The sequence below is a fragment of the Companilactobacillus baiquanensis genome (genome assembly GCF_003946605.1).
Taxonomy (GTDB): domain Bacteria; phylum Bacillota; class Bacilli; order Lactobacillales; family Lactobacillaceae; genus Companilactobacillus; species Companilactobacillus baiquanensis.
Map to the genome: position 1 here is coordinate 177673 of NZ_RHOQ01000003.1, position 18074 is coordinate 195746.

Genomic DNA, 18074 nt, shown 5'->3' on the forward strand with positions numbered 1-18074 from the left:
TTCCCTAATTTTTTGCAGTTGATGTTGACGATTGTAGACACTGTGATATGCTTAAGCCATTGAGGAATTACGATTGTAATCGGAGGTGACATTTTGGCTCAAGGTACATATGCTGTTGAGGGAATGGTGTGTACATCATGTGCTCAAACAATTGAAAAAACTGTTAGTAATTTAAAGGGTGTAAAAAAAGCTAATGTAAATTATGCAACAGAACAGTTAAGTGTTGACTATGATAATTCCATCTCTATAAATGATATTGCGGTGGCGGTTGATAATGCCGGATATGCAATTATTAGGGATGTCGTTAGTCAAACCTTCAATATCGAAGGCATGGTCTGTGCAAGTTGTGCCCAGACGATTGAAAAAGCCGTTTCTAAACTTGGTGTTAGTGCGGTTAATGTCAATTTGGCTAGTGAAAAAATGAAGGTCGATTTTGATCGATCACAATTAAAAACAGTGGATATTATTAAGGCTGTAAGTGACGCTGGATATTCTGCGATCCTACCCAAAACAGATAAGGTAGAAGAGGATACGAGTGACTATAAACAAAAACATATTCAAAATATGTGGAATCGTTTTTTGTATTCGGCCATCTTCACCGTCCCGTTATTATATATTGCAATGGGACATATGATTGGCTTGCCATTGCCTGAACTAATAAGTCCAATGACCAATCCGGTATCATTTGCTTCTATACAGTTGATTTTAGTATTGCCAGTTATTTATTTTGGGAGAGAATTTTTTAGTGTTGGTTTTAAATCATTAATTAAAGGTCATCCCAATATGGATTCATTAGTAGCTTTAGGAACTAGTGCAGCTTTTTTGTACAGCTTATACGGAACTATAATGACATATTTAGGAAATAATACTTTTGCGACTAATTTATACTATGAATCGGCTGCCGTAATTTTAACTTTGATTACTTTAGGCAAGTATTTTGAAGCTGTTTCAAAAGGTAAAACATCAGATGCTATCAAAAAATTAATGGGCTTAGCTCCCAAAACAGCTAATATCGTTAAAAATGGAGAAATCATTGAGATAAATTTAGATGAAGTTCAAGTTAACGATATTTTGATCGTTCGACCAGGTGATAAGATACCAGTTGATGGAATTGTTGTTGAAGGAAGTTCCAGTGTTGATGAATCGATGATAACTGGTGAAAGTATGCCCGTTGAAAAGAAAATCGATGATAAAGTAGTCGGTGCTTCTTTGAACAAGAATGGTAGTTTTAAATTCAAGGCTACTAAAGTGGGATCTGATACAGCTTTGGCACAAATTATCAAATTAGTTGAGGATGCTCAAGGTTCTAAAGCTCCGATTGCTAAAATAGCTGATCAAGTTTCAAGTGTCTTTGTTCCAGTTGTTATAACTTTGGCAGTTTTGTCAGGCTTAATGTGGCTGATATTAGGTCATCAGTCTTGGGTATTTGCTTTAACAATCATGATCTCTGTTTTAGTGATTGCTTGTCCTTGTGCTTTAGGATTAGCCACTCCCACAGCAATTATGGTTGGAACTGGCCTGGGTGCCGAAAATGGTATTTTGATCAAGAGTGGAGATGCGTTAGAGACATCTAGAAAGATTCAAACAGTTGTTTTTGATAAAACAGGAACAATTACAAAAGGTAAACCAGTAGTGACGGATATTATTACTTCAAATGGTTATAATAGCGACTCGATACTTGCTTTAGCGGCTAGTTCTGAACTTGGATCGGAGCATCCCTTAGGTGAAGCAATTGTTGAGAGTGCTAAGTCTAAAAATTTAACCTTAAATGATACAAGCAGTTTTGAAGCTATTCCTGGTCAAGGAATAAAAACAGTAATTAATGAACAAACAGTTTTGCTGGGCAATGAAAAATTAATGGCAAGTAAGAATATTAAGATACAAGATAGAAGTATTTCAGATAATTTAGCAGATGAAGGCAAGACTCCGATGTATTTGGCTATTGACGATAAACTAGCGGGAATTATTGCCGTAGCAGATACGATTAAAGCAAGCAGTTCTAAAGCAATAGAAGCTCTGCATAAAATGAATATTGAAGTAGCTATGTTAACTGGTGATAATGAAAAAACAGCTAAGGCAATTGCTAAACAAGTCGGTATCGATCGAGTTTTAAGTGAAGTTTTACCTGAAGATAAAGCTAATGAGGTAAAAAAACTACAGACCGATAAAATCGTTGCCATGGTTGGTGACGGAATAAATGATGCACCAGCTTTAGCTCAAGCAGATGTTGGAATTGCTATCGGTTCAGGAACAGACGTTGCAATTGAATCAGCCGATGTTGTTTTGATCAAAAATGATTTAATGGATGTTCCAAATGCTATCAAGCTTAGTCATGCGACAATCAGAAATATCAAGCAGAATTTATTCTGGGCGTTTGGATATAATACTTTAGGAATTCCAGTTGCGATGGGGATTTTAACATTGTTTGGTGGTCCATTGCTGAATCCTATGATAGCCGGTGCAGCAATGAGTTTTAGTTCAGTATCAGTTTTACTGAATGCTTTACGATTAAAGGGCTTTAAATTAGCCAAATAAAAGGAATGGAGAAAGATAATGGAAAAAACATATGCAGTAGAAGGAATGAAGTGCCAAGGATGTGTTGATACAGTTACTGAAAAATTATCAAACGTTTCAGGTGTTAAGAAAGCTTTTGTTAGCTTAGATAATAACAGCGCTACTGTTTCAGGTGATTTTAATGATGCAGATATAAAGAATTCATTGAACGATACTAATTACAGTATCAAATAGAAATTGACGACAGCGAAAGTTGTCGTTTTTTTGTTATTTTGATAATCGAAATATCAGGACACAAAAAAACAGGAAATTGATCAAAATTTCCTGTCAGTGCAATAATTTAGATTTTCTTGTCATTTTTAACTCTTTCATAGTAATCGATTAACAATTGCGCATTTTTCACTGCCATTTCATCAATAGATGAATAACCACTTCTAAATTTGTTGATTTGACTAGAATTGATACCGGTATCTTTTGCAATTCTATAACCTGAAATACCACTATCGAATAACTTTTGAATAGTCTCTTTGATATTTACCATAATTGATTAAATTCTCCTAACGTATTATAATATGGTTGTACAAAAAAAACAGGAGTTGATGTGGCAACCCCTGTTACGCAAGTCTAGTGCGGTACTTGGTGGAGCTAACCTATTGGGTTAGCTTTTTTATTTTCTCGTATGCTCTAGCAAAGTTCAGAGCAGACAAGGACAATAGATATATCGCTATTACTAACGACATCTTCCAAGCACCTTTCCTAGTAGTATGCATAACCACCACCTCGATTCGTCTAGAATGTTTGAGGGTGTGTAGTACCGCATACACTTGCTAAGCCAGTTTGATAAGGAGCGACCTTATCTCTTTGCTATGTTTATAAAATACCCTTTATTGAATATGTAATCAATGAATTTATAGGAAAGAAAGCTAACCCTTAGGTTGGTTTTTTTTATATTGTCAACACGAACGTATGTTTGTATAATGATAATGTAAATAATTTTTGGGGATGAGTAAAATGTATGATTACAGTAATGAACCCAGACATGTAATTTTTATGATCGATAACAAGTCTTTTTACGCTTCGGTTGAGTCTGTCGAACGAGGACTGAATCCGTTGAAATCAGTTCTAGTAGTTATGTCACAAGCTGATAATGCTGGTGATGGTTTAGTATTGGCTTCCTCACCAATGGCAAAAAAACTTTTTAACATATCGAATGTTACTAGATGTAGTGAGGTCCCAGTTAATGATCCGCGGTTAGTCATTGCTGCACCGAGAATGAATCTTTATATTAAGAGAAATCTGCAGATCAATGAAATATTCGAAAGTTTTACAGCAGAAGAAGATATTCAACCATATTCAATTGATGAATCTATTTTAGATATGACACATAGCTGGCAATTGTTTGGTGAAAGTCCATTTGAAGTGGCACGTAAAATTCAAATTGAAGTGAAAAAGAAGTTAGGCCTTTACGTTACAGTCGGTATTGGAGATAATCCGTTGTTGGCAAAATTTGCTTTAGATATTGAAGCTAAACATGATTATAGCTTGATTGGGGAATGGCATTATGAAGACATTCCTGATAAATTATGGCCTATCAAGAATTTAAGCAAACTGTGGTCGATCGGGAAAAAGACGGCCAATAAATTAGAACAGTTAAATATTTATTCAGTTTATGACTTAGCGCACCACAATCCTTATATGCTAAAACAAAGATTTGGAATTATGGGAAGCCAATTGTTTGCCCTATCTTGGGGGATCGACCGCTCAATAATTCATAAAAAGTATCGAGCTAAAGATAAGTCGTATGGAAATTCGCAAGTTTTGCCTAGAAATTACGATAAACAATCAGAAATTGAAGTTGTTATTAGAGAGTTAGCAGAACAAGTATCCTCAAGATTAAGAGCTCATCATAAGTTAACGGGTTGTATTAGTTTAGGAGTGGGTTTTTCTTATAATGCTAAACAAGCGACACATAATAGTGGCTTTTCACATTCCATGAAGATCGAACCCACTAATTTGAATAAAGAAATGGCGGATCTTGCAATTAAAATGTTTCGAAAATATTGGCAAGGAGAGCCTATTAGACATTTGAATTTTTCAGGTGGCCGATTATCAGATGATGATGTTTTACAATTGGATCTTTTAGATGATAAACAAAGTCGGATTAAAGAGAGAAAAGTTGATGAAACGATCGATTCAATTAGACAACGCTATGGATTTAAATCTATTGTAAAAACTTCCAGCCTGTCGAAGGGTGCCACGGCCATTGGTCGTTCTAAATTGGTCGGTGGACATAACGGTGGGAATGCCTATGACTGAATACGATCCAGATTTGGTGACGAGATTTTTACATGAATATCACGATCGCGGCATGATGAAATGGAATGGCTTTTATCTAAGTGATCATACTTCTAAATTCAATAAAATGTCTAAAAGTAACCAGATAAAACGTAGCCGAAAACATTCTGAGCAAATGAATGAAGTCGAAATAACAAGGGTTATTAATCAGGCGATAATCAAAAAACAAACTGTAAAAATAGAATTAAATATTAGAAATTTAGATAATGAAATATCCGAGTTTATTATAGGTAAGATCAAAGGATTCGTGGAGGATAAATTATTTATTGGACATGAAACAGTTATATTGGAAGAAATTTATTCGATCCACGTAAAAAAGCAATGAAGAGGGGGATTTTCTTCATTGCTTAATTTCTAGGGGATGTATTTAGTATAGAAGGGTAGCTTGTAAAAAAAGATGATTTATATCAAGTTTAAGCATTTTGATAATTTTTAGCTTTTAAATTACTGATAGTAAGCATAAAGATAAGGCTGATCACATAAAGAGTTGAGATAAACATCATAACTGTCATGATGTTGTAGTTATCCAGGATCCAGCCAATGGCTAAACTTGAAAATCCACCAATACAACGGCCAGTATTCATAATAACGTTATTTGCTGTGGCACGAATTTCAGTAGGATAAAGACGACTTACAACGGCACCATATCCGGCGAACATTCCGTTTGAGAAGTATCCGACGATAGCTCCAACGATAATAAGTGAAAACATATTAGTTGGAAGTGTTAGTACAAAGACACCGATAGCTGAAGCTGTTAAGAATAATCCAAATGCTAGACGAGGTCCTAAGTTATCTAAGATCCAGCCAAATGTTAGCATTCCAGCACACATACCAAGGATAGTAGCAATCATCCAAGTTGAACTGGCAACAGTTAGATTAAGTTGTTTTTGCATAATTGTTGGTAACCAGTTCATAAGTCCGAAGTATCCGGCGATTTGAACAATGGCCATAACCATTAATGCTACTGTTTGATAGGCAATCTTTGGTGTAGCAAATAATTCTTTAACGCTACCATGTTTCTTCTTGGAGGATTTAATGAAGGTGTCACTTTCACGTAAGTGACGTCTGATAAAGAAAGTAATGATGACAGGAATTACACCGAATAAGAAGAGTGCATTCCAACCTAGTGTAGGTATTACTAAAGTTGCTAGTAGAGCAGCAAAGATAGCTCCGACTTGTCCGGCCATACCGACCCATGATGATACTCGTCCAAGTTTTTTCTTTGAGAAGCTTTCAGCAAGTACGGTCATACCGATACCGTACTCACCACCGCCACCGATACCGGCTAGAAATCTGCAGATATAGATAGTTGTTAAATCGTGGGCGAAGAACATTGCTCCAGTTGCAATGGCAAAAATAAAAATTGTGTAAGTAAAAGTTTTGATACGACCGAATTTATCGGCTAAAATTCCAAAAAAAATACCACCCAATAACATACCAACATTTGTGATCGTGGAAATTAATCCCGCTTGGGTTCCGCTCAAATGCAATTCGGCAATGATAGAAGATAGGGCGAATGATAAAAACATTACGTCCATGTTCTCCAATCCGAAACCTGCAGTTGTGGAAGCGACCACTTTTGCTTGATAGTTATCTGGATGGTTTGATTGTGTAGATACTATTTTCATTACTATTTTCCTCCAAAATGGACGCTCACAGTCGTCCTTTATTTTGCTTGAAGATATAGTAGCATGACAAAATAATATGTACAAGTGTCTAAATCTTTCGAAATTTGACCAATCACAGTCGTGACAAGGCTTTAAAAAATTATATTTATTCTTTTATCAAGCGTGCACGATAAATAATTATGCCCGTTGTTGCTAATAGAGCGGCAAATACGGCTATGACGATCATAATGTATGAACTTTCTTTAAAAACACCAAAAATAACTGGACCAAAGGCAGCAAGAAGATAACCGGCAGATTGTGCCATACCTGATACTTCGGCTGTTTGATAAGGATTAGTTGTTTTATTAGTAAAGAAAAAGATGGCAGTATTAAAGGCAATTCCTTGGGCCACACCGGCAATTATTGCCCAAATTATTAAGTAAATACCTGAAGTAGTATTTAGTAAAAATGCTAATGGAGCTACAAAGTATCCTAAGACTACACAGAATGTCAAAAGTCCCATTCCCACTTTTTTAGGTGCCAGCATTGGAACAATAAAAGATAATGGTAATCCGGCAATTTGCAAGACGGTTAATAGATTACTTGAGAAGATCGTTGTAACGCCATGATCAGTCAAAACCCTTGGCAGCCAAGTCAAAAGAGAATAGTAAATCAATGATTGGAAGCCAAAGTATAACGTTATTAACCAACCTAATGATTGATGCCAAACACTTTGATAATCTGGAATTTCTTCATCTTTATTGTTGGTGTCTTTTTGATTATTTTTAACATTAGGAATCCAGAAAATAAATGCAATAATTCCCATAACTGACAAAATAGCTAAAGTAGCACTAAGACTGATCCTAGTTATGAAGTATCCTGAAAATGCTGTTCCGATCGCACCGATCAAAAGCATTGATAAAGTGTATAAAGCAGTGCCTAATGGAATTTTATTAGGCATATGATCCTTGATAATAGCTGGTACCAAAACGTTACCACTATCAATACCAATTCCGACTAGGGCAGTCCCCAAAAATAAGGCCCAGACAGTAGGAATGACACGTAAGTAACTTCCCACCAATAAAAGAATAAAGAATAAAAGAATCGTTAATTCATTTCCTTTATTTTTAGCAATTTTAACGATAATTGGCGAGAATATTGCAAAAGCAATCAAAGGAATAGAAGTTAACAGTCCTGCCATAGAACTAGGAATGTTCAAATCCTTTTCAATACTTCTAAGTAAAGGCGGCATGATCGTAATCGGTAAACGCAAATTTGCCGCAATCAACATCATACTGAATAAAAAATAATTTTGTGATGTTTTGGGTGTATTTGTTTCTGATAATGAATTCAAAAAGATATCCCCCTCAATATTAGTTACCTAATTATTCTAATTCATAATTAAAGTTTGGACAAACAAAATAAGGATGCACAAGTTGCGCATCCTTATTGGGTATTATTTAGTAGCGTTATCTTTTTTATTAGCACGCTTTCTAAATAAGTAAATAATTGCAGGCAAAACAGTTAAAGCACTGATCAAGGAATAACCTGTATCAAGAACTGTAATTAGACCAAAGGATCTAAGAACAGGGAAACTTGAGAACATGATGGCTGAAAATCCGCCCATAACGGTTAATCCAGAAACAGTAATGGCTTGTCCAACGTGGGAAACGGCATCAATAATAGCTTGTCTGCGCGTGACTTTATTGAGTCTTTCCTCACGATATCTTTCAAGTATCAAAATAGTAAATTCAGTACCGATACCTAAGACTAATGAACTAAGCGCAATTGTAACGGGGTTGTATGTTGTATGCATTAACCAAAGTGTCAAAGGTGATAATCCAAGTACGACCAAGATAGGAAGAACTGGATAAATTGCCAATCTGATTTCATGGTAAACCAATAACAATACAACAAAGATAATTATTAAACCAGCGAACATAATTAAAGTATGGTTTGAAGTTACATTACTTACACCTATTAACATCATAACTTGTGGGCCAGCTGGTGAAATCTTCAAGTCATGGTGATTGCCACCAATATCTTTAGAAATTTTATCCATTAAGTTTTGCTGATCTTTAGAAGAAAGATGTTGATTAACTTTAAACTGGATCGTTGCATATTGATTATTATTACTGATAACAGTCTTCTTGAGTGAATTAGGAATGTTTTTAATACCAGTATTCATTGTTGATTGACTAGCATCAAGTGAACCGCCTAATTGCTTATAAGTTGAAGATAGACTTGTTACGCCAGTAATATCTTTATACTTGTTGTTTTCTTGTTTACCTAGTTTGTCGATACGTTTCATAGTTGCTTTGTCGCGAACGTCGTCACCTTTAACTAGGTAGTTGATATAAACAGTTGAACCAACTTGCTTTTGAAGATATTTAGTATTTTGCAGCTCTGACATGTCTTGAGGGATCATCTTCAAAATATCAGTTTCAGTACCAATATTTCTTTCAACGAAGAAACCAAATCCTCCAAGAACGATAGCAATGATAAAGACCCAGGAAGCATGTTTTGTAACAAACTTAGCGTAGTTAGCTAACCAGCCGGATAAACGAGTCGTACCATTTTGTTGCTTTTCTTTTCTAACTTTATTCTTAGCTACAAATTTAGCATGAGCTTTCTCTGATCCATCTAAGAGTGTGAAAGTGCTAAACATCATAAAGAATTCAACGATGTAAACACATAGAACACCAAGTGCCAAAGTTACACCGAATTGTTTCATCATTGGAGCTTTAGAGAAGAACATTGTTAAGAAACTGAACATCATAACTACTAAAGCAATTCCGACAGCAGGTCCCATCTTGTTGATCGAAAGTTTGATCGAACCTTCAGAATCTTCAGAACTTCGATATTCATCTTCATAACGGTTTTGGAACTGAACCCCAAAGTCAGTACCCAATCCAATAATAATTGGTAGAGTAGCCATTGTGGCAAGTGTGATAGGTAAATTGAACCATCCCATCAAACCAAATGTCCATATCAAACCAATTAGAACGAATAGTAATGGTGATAATCTTCTTCTAACTGGGAAGATCAATGCCAAAATGATCAACATGATTATCACAGCAATAACAACCATGACCGCCATGTTTTGAATAACAACATTTTTAACTTGTCCGATAACAACAGGAGTACCGGCAGTTCTTACTTTGACGTTGCCTTTAAAGTTAGTATCTTTAACAGCTTTATGGACATCTTTCATCAACTTAACGTTGGCATCCATATCAGTTGTATTCTTAGTGTTAACCATTAAAACAGTATGTTTAGCGTTCTTAGGTAATAATTGCGAAATGGCAGATGGAACTTTTCCGTTATCACTAAGTAAAATATCTCTTAATAGTGCATTAGGCATGTTTTGTACTTTAGGAATCATTGGTAAAATACTTTGTTCAAGGGCTTGTTTTTGTTGATCATTTAAGATCGTCATTGTATAAGCTTGAACTTGTTTTGTTTGGGCAGGTGTCAGCATACCCATAAGTTGAGTCTGTTCAGTTGCTTGTAATTGTGCAGCGGCTGCTTGTTGTTGGGCTGCAGGTAATTGAGCAATTTTAGCAGTTGCTTGAGTTTGTGCAGCAGCAATTTGAGCCTTTTGAGTATCGGTTAAAATCGTTGGTACAAATTGTGTTACTTGAGCAGTTTGTGCTGATGTTAGTGAACTTTGAATCTTAGTCATCAAAGTAGCTTTTTGCTTATCTGATAAGGAATTCATAACATCTTTTTGCATCTTAGGAGTTAAATTAAGATTTAATCCCTTCATATTAGAAGCTTGAGTTGGATTATCTGCGAGTTGTGATAACTCATCATTCATTAAAGCTACTATATTAGTAGTTCCACGAACGTTGTCCAATTTGCTGATTTTTTTATCCAGCGTATTGAGCTTCTTCATATTTTTTTGTGACAAAACTTGATCCTGTTTACCACTGACCATGACGTAAACAGCATCCCCACCGAAATTCTTTTGATAAGTTTGCGTGTCTTTATAAGGCTTAGAATTGGAATTGACGAATACGTCGTTACTGAATTTCATTTCAATTCTAGGCAAACCTATGGCAAGAATTACGGTAATAGCTGCAATAATAGTGATCCACATTTTGGTGTGCTTGTGAACACTATTACTGAGCATATCAAAAAATTTCTCCATAATTTTCATCCCTTTCAGAGTTTTCCTCATAGTGACGATTATAACTATTCGGGAAATAATTTTAAGAAACAAAAAAAGCCACCAGTCTCAAAATGAGACAAAGTGACGATTTTGTATTATAAATTTGACCATTTTTTAAAGAAGCTTTCGGCAAATCCGGTGAATTCCTTCATAGGAACTTGGAAATCATGATCCTCAAGATATTCTACTAAACCGACCAAACCACCGACAATGAAGCTTATCATCAATTCTGGTGAATCAGAGGTTACGATCATTTGTATCAATGGGTCATCTTGACTTTCAGGTTCTTTATATTTACTTTCGACCAGATCTTTTAAGATACTACGAAATTCTGGATATAGATTAGCTTTAGTTTGATACTGCGGCGAGATATGTCGCATAAAATTATTATTGGTTTCTATGAAATCTGCAATTTGTGAAACGATAGTTTCAGCGTTACTACTATTGCTAATTAAGTCATCCAATAAGTAGGCAAAAACTGATCTTAACAAAACAAACTTGTCAGTAAAGTAACGATAAAAGGTACTATGATTTATCATCGCCTCCGTGCAAATATCAGCCACGGTGATTTTTTCAAATGATTTTTTCTCTAATAAAGAGATCATGGCATCGATGATATTTTTCTTAGTCCTTTGTGTTACTTGTGACATAGTTTCCTCCTAAAATACTTTTACATCTTCGTAGCGGGTCATTAATTGATTGAAGTCATAATCTTTAATTTTTTTAACGTTTTCTGAACCATTGAAAAAGGCTGTTAGACTGCCAGCTAGCATAAGATTCAAAGGCAGGTCTGAAACATTTCTAACGGCGACAACAGGGATGTTGTTAGCAAACGCATAACCGCATTCCCAGACGGTGCCGGAGTCAGGTTCAGTATCGTTTTCTTCTATCTTATAGTCTAACATTGCGACTACGACATCTGAAACGTTGATATTATTTATATCGTGTTTGAAAACTGCTGATTGCCATTCAAAGGAGCCAACTTTTGCATCAGTATATTCAGCACTAGCAGGTCGAAAAATATCTCCGATTGTTTCATTTTGTTCTAAAAGATCTTGGATTTCATCAAGTCGTTTGATTTGTTGTTCATTGAAGAAAGGTCCAGCTAGATAAATACGATTTTTTTTGTTCATTAAAACTCTCCTTTTTGATATGTATTTATTATACTGGAAGCACTTAAAAATTCCTTATAAATTCCTCAAAACAAATATTTAATTTGGCGTAATATTAGATATTTAAAATTCAATATTATTTTTTTGAATTTGGGTGGAAAATTCTTTAAAAGTTCAAACTTAGATGGTATAAAGAACCTAGCACGGAGGATGACAAGCATGGAAACTAAAAAAGATCTAAAAAAGAATAAACGCAATGTAAGCTATTTAGCATTATTTGGCATCGTAATGGCCTTCCTTCTATTAATATTTTAAATTTGAATAAAATAAAAACGTAGAGCAAGATGTATCTTATTTTCCATTTATTGTTACTCAAAGGAATTTTGTACCTATGGTATCTTTTAATTCAGATAACAGTGTTTCTCCTGTAACTAATCGTGCTTTACAAAGTTTGACTCCTTGGGTATCAGATATGCAAAGAAGAGCCACAGATGGTGGTTGGTATTTCCGAGTTTCTACTAATGAATGGGTAAATTCCGAATATGTTCCAAGTTATGAATTTTTAAATCAATAAAAAGAAAGTTGGGCAAAACATGTTCAGCTTTCGAGCATTAAGGCGAAAGGGTCCAGTAATCTGATTTTAGATTACTGGACCCTTTCGTTTTAAGCGGAAAAAGCTATGTTTTGTTCCACGTTTATGCTGCATATTTCGAGACAAAATAGATTTTTATCAGACTCTTTTATGTCCTTATTTTTCAGGTTTAACTAAAGAATTATCGTTAGTACCAAACCATTTTTCATTTATTTTTTCTAATTGACCGTCATTAGAGAGTTTTTGAAAAGCAGCGTCGATCTTCTTCTTCATAGTTTTGTCGCCTTTTCTCATACCGACGGCAAAATCCTCTCCATCAAAACCACCGGTTGTCATTTGATATGAGTCCGGATCTTTTTCGTGTTTAATGTAATATCCTGCATAAACACTATCTATTAATAAACCTTGGATTCGGTTAGCGTCAAGATCCATTAACGCATTATTGAATGAATCGTACATAACAGGTGATTGGTTTTTAATATAGTCTTTTAGCATCTTAGGATGTTCATCTAACAAACTGGCACCAGAAGAACTAGTTTGGACGCCTAAAGTTTTACCTTGCATACCGGCAAAACTATTAATATTATTCTTCTTTTTTGTAACAAGGATTTGACGATTAGCCATGTAAGGCCTTGAAAAAGCAATCTGTTTTTGACGAGCAGGGGTTATCGTATAGCCGTTCCAAATCAAATCAATTGTACGGTTACGTAATTCTGTCTCCTTCATATTCCAATCGATAGGCTGAAAATCAGCTTTGATACCGTATTGCTTAAAGACAGCTTTAGCGAGATCAATATCATATCCAACTAGTTGACCATTTTTTTTACGAAATCCCATAGGGACAAAGGTATCATCTAAGCCAATGATTACTCGTCCACGTTTTTTAATGTTTGACCAAGTATCAGTGGTATTGGCTTGTTGAGCAACTGATTTATTGCTTGTACTGCTTTGACAACCGCTCAAAATGGTAACGAAACATGCCAAGAGGGCGATGATCGTAAATATTTTCTTTTTCATAATTTAATCCCCCAAGGTAGTTATTTATTAATAGGTTTAACTTCGAGTAGTTGATCAGCAATTTTTTTAGCAAATTCGGGATCATGGGTAACAACGATTTGAGTGATACCAGTCTTTTTTAAATCCAAAATCAAGTCAGCGACTGCGTCACGTAAACTTGGATCAAGTGCTGATGTAGGTTCGTCATAACAAAGGATTTTAGGTTGCATGGCTAAAGCGCGGGCAATGGCAACACGTTGTTTTTGTCCACCGGATAATTCAAATGGATATTGATTAGCTTGACTTGATAGTTCCAATTGGGCAAGTAAGTCTTTGGCGGCGGCTTCAGAAGTTTTTTTATCTTGTTTTAGAACCATTTCAGGGGCTAAAGAAACATTTTGAAGAACTGTTAGATGGGGGAAAAGATTGAAATCTTGAAATACTACGCCAACGATACGTTCTTTAGCAGATTCGTCAGCAGGATCCAAAGGTTCTCCATTGAGGATGAACTTACCAGAGTCAGCTTTTTCAAGTCCAGCGATGCAGCGGAGTAAAGTTGTTTTACCTGCTCCAGAAGGTCCGACAACACTTAAAATAGCATTATCTTTAACTTCAAGATTCAAATTATTTAAAATTGTTGTTCCTTCAAAACTTTTTGTAATATTTTCTAGCTTTAGCATAAAAATTCCTCCCAAATCCTAACGGTAATAACTGAAGTGTTTTTCTAAAATACGTAAAACCCAAGTGCAGACGAGTGTTAACAATAGATAAATAACACCGACTAATAATAATGGAACTAAAGTAACATCACGTGAACTGGCGATATTTCCGGCACGAAGTAAATCGCCTAATCCAATTACGTATACCAATGATGAGTCTTTAACTAAATTGATAACTTCATTACCAATTGATGGTAAGACGATTTTCAAAACTTGTGGTACGACAATTTTTCTGATCGTTTGCCAGTAATTTAAACCTAGAACTTTGGCACCTTCAAATTGTCCCTTACTGATAGCTCCAAAGCCTCCACGGAAGATTTCAGCGAAGTAAGCTGTGTAATTTAATATGAAAGCAAATAATGCTGCATCATATCTTTCAAAAACGATATGGAAGAAAGGCATATTTGGTAATCCATAGAATACGAATATCAATTGTAATAGTAATGGTGTGCCACGCATTACCCAAATATAAAATGAAACTAACCAGCTTAGTGGTTTAAATCTTGAACTACGTCCTAATGAAACTAGGACACCTAATGGCAATGAACAAACTAAAGTCCAAAAGAAAACTTTGAGCGTCATTACGGTTCCGCTTAATAGCGAAGGTAGAATTTCTAAAATATAGTGCATGATATTTCCCCCTGACTGTACAAAAAAAGTCCTCTAGCAAAATGCTAGAGGACGTCTAGACGTGGTTCCACCTCAATTCGTTAGTACCTCACGATACTAACCTCAGGAAGTTATTGTAAAAAAAAAGCCCTCTTAGTCACACGACTAAGAGGGCGATTTAACGCGGTACCACCTCTGGCTTCTTAATATCTTACGACATTAAGCTCACGAAGTTACAATAACTTCAGCGATAACGGTGCTACCGAAATAACCTACTGAATTCAATTATTTAACTTACAGATGTGTTTCATTACTTACCGGATCGACTCACACCACCGTCGACTCTCTGAACCAGATAAAATAATTACTTTTCTGTCATCGTCTTTGTACTGTTTAAATGTTGCAACTATCGTACGTCCTTAGATATTGAATGTCAAGAACATTTATTAATATTTGATTGACAGTATTATAAAATTATACTATATTAAAAGTGAATCAATATTATACGTCGTATAGTATTATAGAAAGAGGAGATAATATGGCAATTCAAGCCTCAACAGAGATTTTGGAGGGAAGTGTCTTAGCTCTTTTGACTAGAGAGGACTACTACGGTTATACGATAACCAAGGAAGTTCAAAAGGTATTCCCAATTTCAGAATCCACCATGTATCCGATTTTGCGCCGTTTAAAAAAAGAAGGCTGGTTAGAAACATATGATCAAGCGTATGAGGGCAGAAATCGTCGATATTATAAAATAACTGAATTAGGGGAGTCACAGTTAACTTCTATTAAAGAAGATTGGTCGCAACTAAAAGAAGCTACGGACAGAATTTTGGAGGGTAAAGATGGAGAATAAAGCTGTAAATGAATATATTGATGAACTAAAAGTTTATTTACATCCACTTGATGAATCAGAACAAAATGATGTTTTGGAATTTTATCGTGAATATTTAATTGATGCAAATTTAACAACTACCGATGCAATTGTGAATGAACTGGGACTACCGAAAAAATTAGCACGAAAAGTATTGGCAGATTACTCTATTAAGATGTCTGAAGATAATTATCAACATGTGGATAACGGACACATTACTGATAATGAAAGATTTAAGAAGAATTTAGGGATGATCGGTCTAGTTTTACTAGCTTTAATGGCATCTCCCATTGCTATTCCCGTTGCCATAGCTTTAGTGCTCGCCTTAGTCTCATTCTTTGGACTAGGAATACTGTTCATATTATTATTCTTGTTCTTATTAGCTCTATCAGTGATTTTAGGTATTGGATCTATTTTTATGGGAATATCAGTTATCTTTGAATCACTAGCGACATCGGTCTTTTATATCGGTGGCGGTTTGATTATTTTAGGACTAAATTTCTTTATTATTCCTATCGTTATAGCGATAGTACGCTGGGTATTTGATCTAGTTGTCATCTTCTTTAGATGGTTAGGTAAGAAATTACTCTATGGAAGAACTACACCAATGAAGGGGGAAAATAAATAATGCGTAAGTATTTTGTAACAGGCTTTTATTTATTGGTTTTAGGAGCCATCCTCTGTGTTGGCGGATATTTAACCGGAGGAATGAAGATGGTCGCTTGGGATCATGGATTTAAAATTTCTCAAAAAATCGATGAAACTGAAAGTGTAAAGTCCTTTTCTAAAGTTAAAGTGAACGGTAAAAACGTTTCCGTACGAATTGAAAAGGGTAATAAGTATTCCGTTCGTATTTTGGGAGATAAATTACAACTTCCAACTTATGAAGTAAATAAAGATACACTGATCATAACTGGTCATAAGAGAAAAGCTGCTGTTGATTGGGACGGTAGAGGTGAGCGTGTGATTGTAACGGTACCTAAAAAAGAAAGTTTGAAGAGAATGCATGTAAACTTATCGGAAGGTAACGTTAGACTTAGAAATTTGACTATTAAAAAATTTACTAAATCAAATAAATATTGGAATAGTGATGCGTCCATTTATCTTGATAACGTAACTATTACTGAACAACAAGGAAGTAAGTTCTTATTTGATGATGGATATATTAGAATAAAGGATTCAACGATCAACAATCTTAACTTTGAAGCGAACGATGATTCAGTAATTGATATAAAGAATAGTACTTTGAACAATTATAAATTCGAAATGAGCGAATCTAATTTAAAAATCGCTAACTCAAAATTAAATGGTGGATCGATCAATATGGATGATGGTCATATTCACTTGCAAGTTGTAACGATAAAAGGAACTAATGACTATATCCTTACTGACGAGAGCACATTTAGATCTGAATCAGGAAACATGGATGGTGTTGATTTCAGTGCTAATAACATTAATTACTTTGGCGAGAAGAAGGATAATAACTATCAATCCAATCCTAATTCTGAAAATTTATTAAAAGTCAACGCCACTGATGGATCAATTCGTGTTCGCTAAATTAGTTTAGTAAGATAAGTTTTGATATAATGGCGTTATTGTGAGGGATATAAATGAATAACGCTAATTATAAAAGAGTTTCACTGCCTGAAGTTAGAAAACAAGCACGAAAGACGTTTAGAAAAGATATCAAAGGTAATATTGCTTTAAATATTTTTCCGATCATCATGCGTTTTATCGGGATGTATTTTATGGTTCAAATTTATACACAGTGGTTTGCAAACTTGGGGATCAGTTTAAGTAATACTCAAGAAGCTGCTGAAAAGTTAAGCAAAATAATGCAAACGATGTCGACTAATCCGGAAACATCTTCAAAATATGTTTTGACGTTGACACCGGCAACTAATTTGGCCATCTATGCATTTACATTGTTTTTCTTAATGATTTGTATTGGGATCTCATATACATTAGTTGATTATATGAGAGATCCAGATTCGCAGATAAATGCCTTAAAGGGCAGTCTAAAAGTATTCAGTTCACGATACTTTTTCCCAGTAGTAATGCTCTTAGTTATCTTAGGATTTTTTGTTGAAGTTGGTTTTGCCGTTTATATAATTCCTGGTATTTGGTTTATGTTGATGTTTTCTCAAATATTCTTAGTTTTTAAAGATAATTTGAGTTCATCTGGCAAATGGTCATTGAGATCAGCATTTGGAAGTTTTAGTGGCAGTTCACGTTTGATGCGTGGTTATAAGTTTTCGTTGTTATTATTAGGAATCGAATTTTTCTTTTGGGAAATTTTGAATTTGATGACATCGGAATTGTTGTCACTTTGGCTACACCCATATGAACAACTTACTTTGGCTGCTTTTTATGAAAGAATAACTGCAAGTAAGTAAATGTTAATTAATACGACAAAAGGATGTGGCGAAAGCCACATCCTTTTTATTTATTGAAACGCGTGCCATAAGGCAGAGACTTCCGCTTATCTACGAATATGCTCAGTCCCTAACTGCCTTATGGCA

At 35.0% G+C, this 18074-nt stretch carries 18 protein-coding genes and 1 other annotated feature; of the genes, 9 read left to right on the forward strand and 9 right to left on the reverse strand.

Translation table 11 applies throughout. The features are described 5' to 3' along the window. Positions 1-93 precede the first annotated feature (93 nt). Together EKM77_RS06415 and EKM77_RS06420 are read left to right on the forward strand one after the other, a co-directional pair. A complete protein-coding gene (locus EKM77_RS06415) occupies positions 94-2535 on the forward strand; it encodes a heavy metal translocating P-type ATPase (RefSeq protein WP_125593238.1) in 2442 nt (813 codons plus the stop codon). An 18-nt stretch (positions 2536-2553) separates the two neighbouring features. Further along, a complete protein-coding gene (locus EKM77_RS06420; RefSeq protein ID WP_125593239.1) occupies positions 2554-2748 on the forward strand; it encodes a heavy-metal-associated domain-containing protein in 195 nt (64 codons plus the stop codon). A 106-nt stretch (positions 2749-2854) separates the two neighbouring features. Here the strand turns inward: EKM77_RS06420 and EKM77_RS06425 are convergent, their stop codons facing one another. Then, the gene (locus tag EKM77_RS06425) at positions 2855-3055 is read right to left on the reverse strand and encodes an XRE family transcriptional regulator (RefSeq protein ID WP_125593240.1); all 201 of its coding nucleotides are present in this window, start codon (positions 3053-3055) and stop codon (positions 2855-2857) included. Positions 3056-3525: 470 nt separating this feature from the next. Between EKM77_RS06425 and EKM77_RS06430 the strand changes: the two genes are divergently transcribed. Continuing rightward, positions 3526-4830, forward strand: a complete 1305-nt coding sequence (locus EKM77_RS06430; RefSeq protein ID WP_125593241.1) for a Y-family DNA polymerase — start codon at positions 3526-3528, stop codon at positions 4828-4830. Continuing rightward, positions 4823-5194, forward strand: coding sequence for a hypothetical protein (locus EKM77_RS06435; RefSeq protein ID WP_125593242.1), 372 nt, complete (start codon positions 4823-4825; stop codon positions 5192-5194). Before EKM77_RS06430 ends, EKM77_RS06435 begins: the two co-directional genes overlap by 8 nt. 88 nt (positions 5195-5282) lie before the next feature. On the opposite strand, the gene EKM77_RS06440 is transcribed toward EKM77_RS06435, so the two are convergent. From EKM77_RS06440 to EKM77_RS06460, 5 genes are all read right to left on the reverse strand, one after another. Next, entirely contained in the window at positions 5283-6497 is a 1215-nt protein-coding gene (locus tag EKM77_RS06440) for an MFS transporter (protein WP_125593243.1), read from the reverse strand. Positions 6498-6642: 145 nt separating this feature from the next. Further along, positions 6643-7830: an MFS transporter gene (locus EKM77_RS06445; protein ID WP_225425199.1), complete on the reverse strand. Its 1188-nt coding sequence runs from the start codon at positions 7828-7830 to the stop codon at positions 6643-6645. Between the two features lie 102 nt (positions 7831-7932). After that, positions 7933-10629 carry an efflux RND transporter permease subunit gene (locus tag EKM77_RS06450; protein WP_125593244.1) on the reverse strand — a complete coding sequence of 899 codons (2697 nt, stop codon included), beginning with the start codon at positions 10627-10629 and terminating at the stop codon, positions 7933-7935. 116 nt (positions 10630-10745) lie between these two features. Next, positions 10746-11300, reverse strand: a complete 555-nt coding sequence (locus EKM77_RS06455) for a TetR/AcrR family transcriptional regulator (protein WP_125593245.1) — start codon at positions 11298-11300, stop codon at positions 10746-10748. 9 nt (positions 11301-11309) lie between these two features. Then, positions 11310-11783, reverse strand: coding sequence for a nucleoside 2-deoxyribosyltransferase (locus EKM77_RS06460; RefSeq protein WP_125593246.1), 474 nt, complete (start codon positions 11781-11783; stop codon positions 11310-11312). A 370-nt stretch (positions 11784-12153) separates the two neighbouring features. On the opposite strand from EKM77_RS06460, the gene EKM77_RS06465 reads away from it, so the two are divergent. Beyond that, positions 12154-12336: a hypothetical protein gene (locus EKM77_RS06465; RefSeq protein ID WP_125593247.1), complete on the forward strand. Its 183-nt coding sequence runs from the start codon at positions 12154-12156 to the stop codon at positions 12334-12336. Positions 12337-12510: 174 nt separating this feature from the next. On the opposite strand, the gene EKM77_RS06470 is transcribed toward EKM77_RS06465, so the two are convergent. Genes EKM77_RS06470 through EKM77_RS06480 form a run of 3 tightly spaced genes read right to left on the reverse strand, consistent with a single transcriptional unit; the run spans position 12511 to position 14699 of the window. Then, the gene (locus EKM77_RS06470) at positions 12511-13371 is read right to left on the reverse strand and encodes an amino acid ABC transporter substrate-binding protein (protein WP_125593248.1); all 861 of its coding nucleotides are present in this window, start codon (positions 13369-13371) and stop codon (positions 12511-12513) included. 20 nt (positions 13372-13391) lie between these two features. Beyond that, positions 13392-14030 (reverse strand): amino acid ABC transporter ATP-binding protein, encoded by a 639-nt coding sequence (locus EKM77_RS06475; RefSeq protein ID WP_125593249.1) that lies wholly within the window; start codon positions 14028-14030, stop codon positions 13392-13394. Between the two features lie 18 nt (positions 14031-14048). Next, on the reverse strand, positions 14049-14699 hold the full coding sequence (locus EKM77_RS06480; RefSeq protein ID WP_125593250.1) for an amino acid ABC transporter permease: 651 nt from the start codon (positions 14697-14699) through the stop codon (positions 14049-14051). Positions 14700-14844: 145 nt separating this feature from the next. Continuing rightward, positions 14845-15066, reverse strand: a binding site (T-box leader). Between the two features lie 150 nt (positions 15067-15216). Here EKM77_RS06480 and EKM77_RS06485 point away from each other — a divergent pair. From EKM77_RS06485 to EKM77_RS06500, 4 genes are read left to right on the forward strand one after another with little or no spacing between them, the layout of a single operon-like run. Further along, on the forward strand, positions 15217-15534 hold the full coding sequence (locus EKM77_RS06485) for a PadR family transcriptional regulator (RefSeq protein ID WP_125593251.1): 318 nt from the start codon (positions 15217-15219) through the stop codon (positions 15532-15534). Beyond that, the gene (locus EKM77_RS06490; protein WP_125593252.1) at positions 15524-16180 is read left to right on the forward strand and encodes a DUF1700 domain-containing protein; all 657 of its coding nucleotides are present in this window, start codon (positions 15524-15526) and stop codon (positions 16178-16180) included. Before EKM77_RS06485 ends, EKM77_RS06490 begins: the two co-directional genes overlap by 11 nt. Further along, entirely contained in the window at positions 16180-17109 is a 930-nt protein-coding gene (locus tag EKM77_RS06495; protein ID WP_125593253.1) for a DUF4097 family beta strand repeat-containing protein, read from the forward strand. The genes EKM77_RS06490 and EKM77_RS06495 overlap by 1 nt, the downstream gene beginning before the upstream one ends. Positions 17110-17162: 53 nt before the next feature. Beyond that, on the forward strand, positions 17163-17948 hold the full coding sequence (locus EKM77_RS06500; protein WP_125593254.1) for a DUF975 family protein: 786 nt from the start codon (positions 17163-17165) through the stop codon (positions 17946-17948). Positions 17949-18074 lie beyond the last annotated feature (126 nt).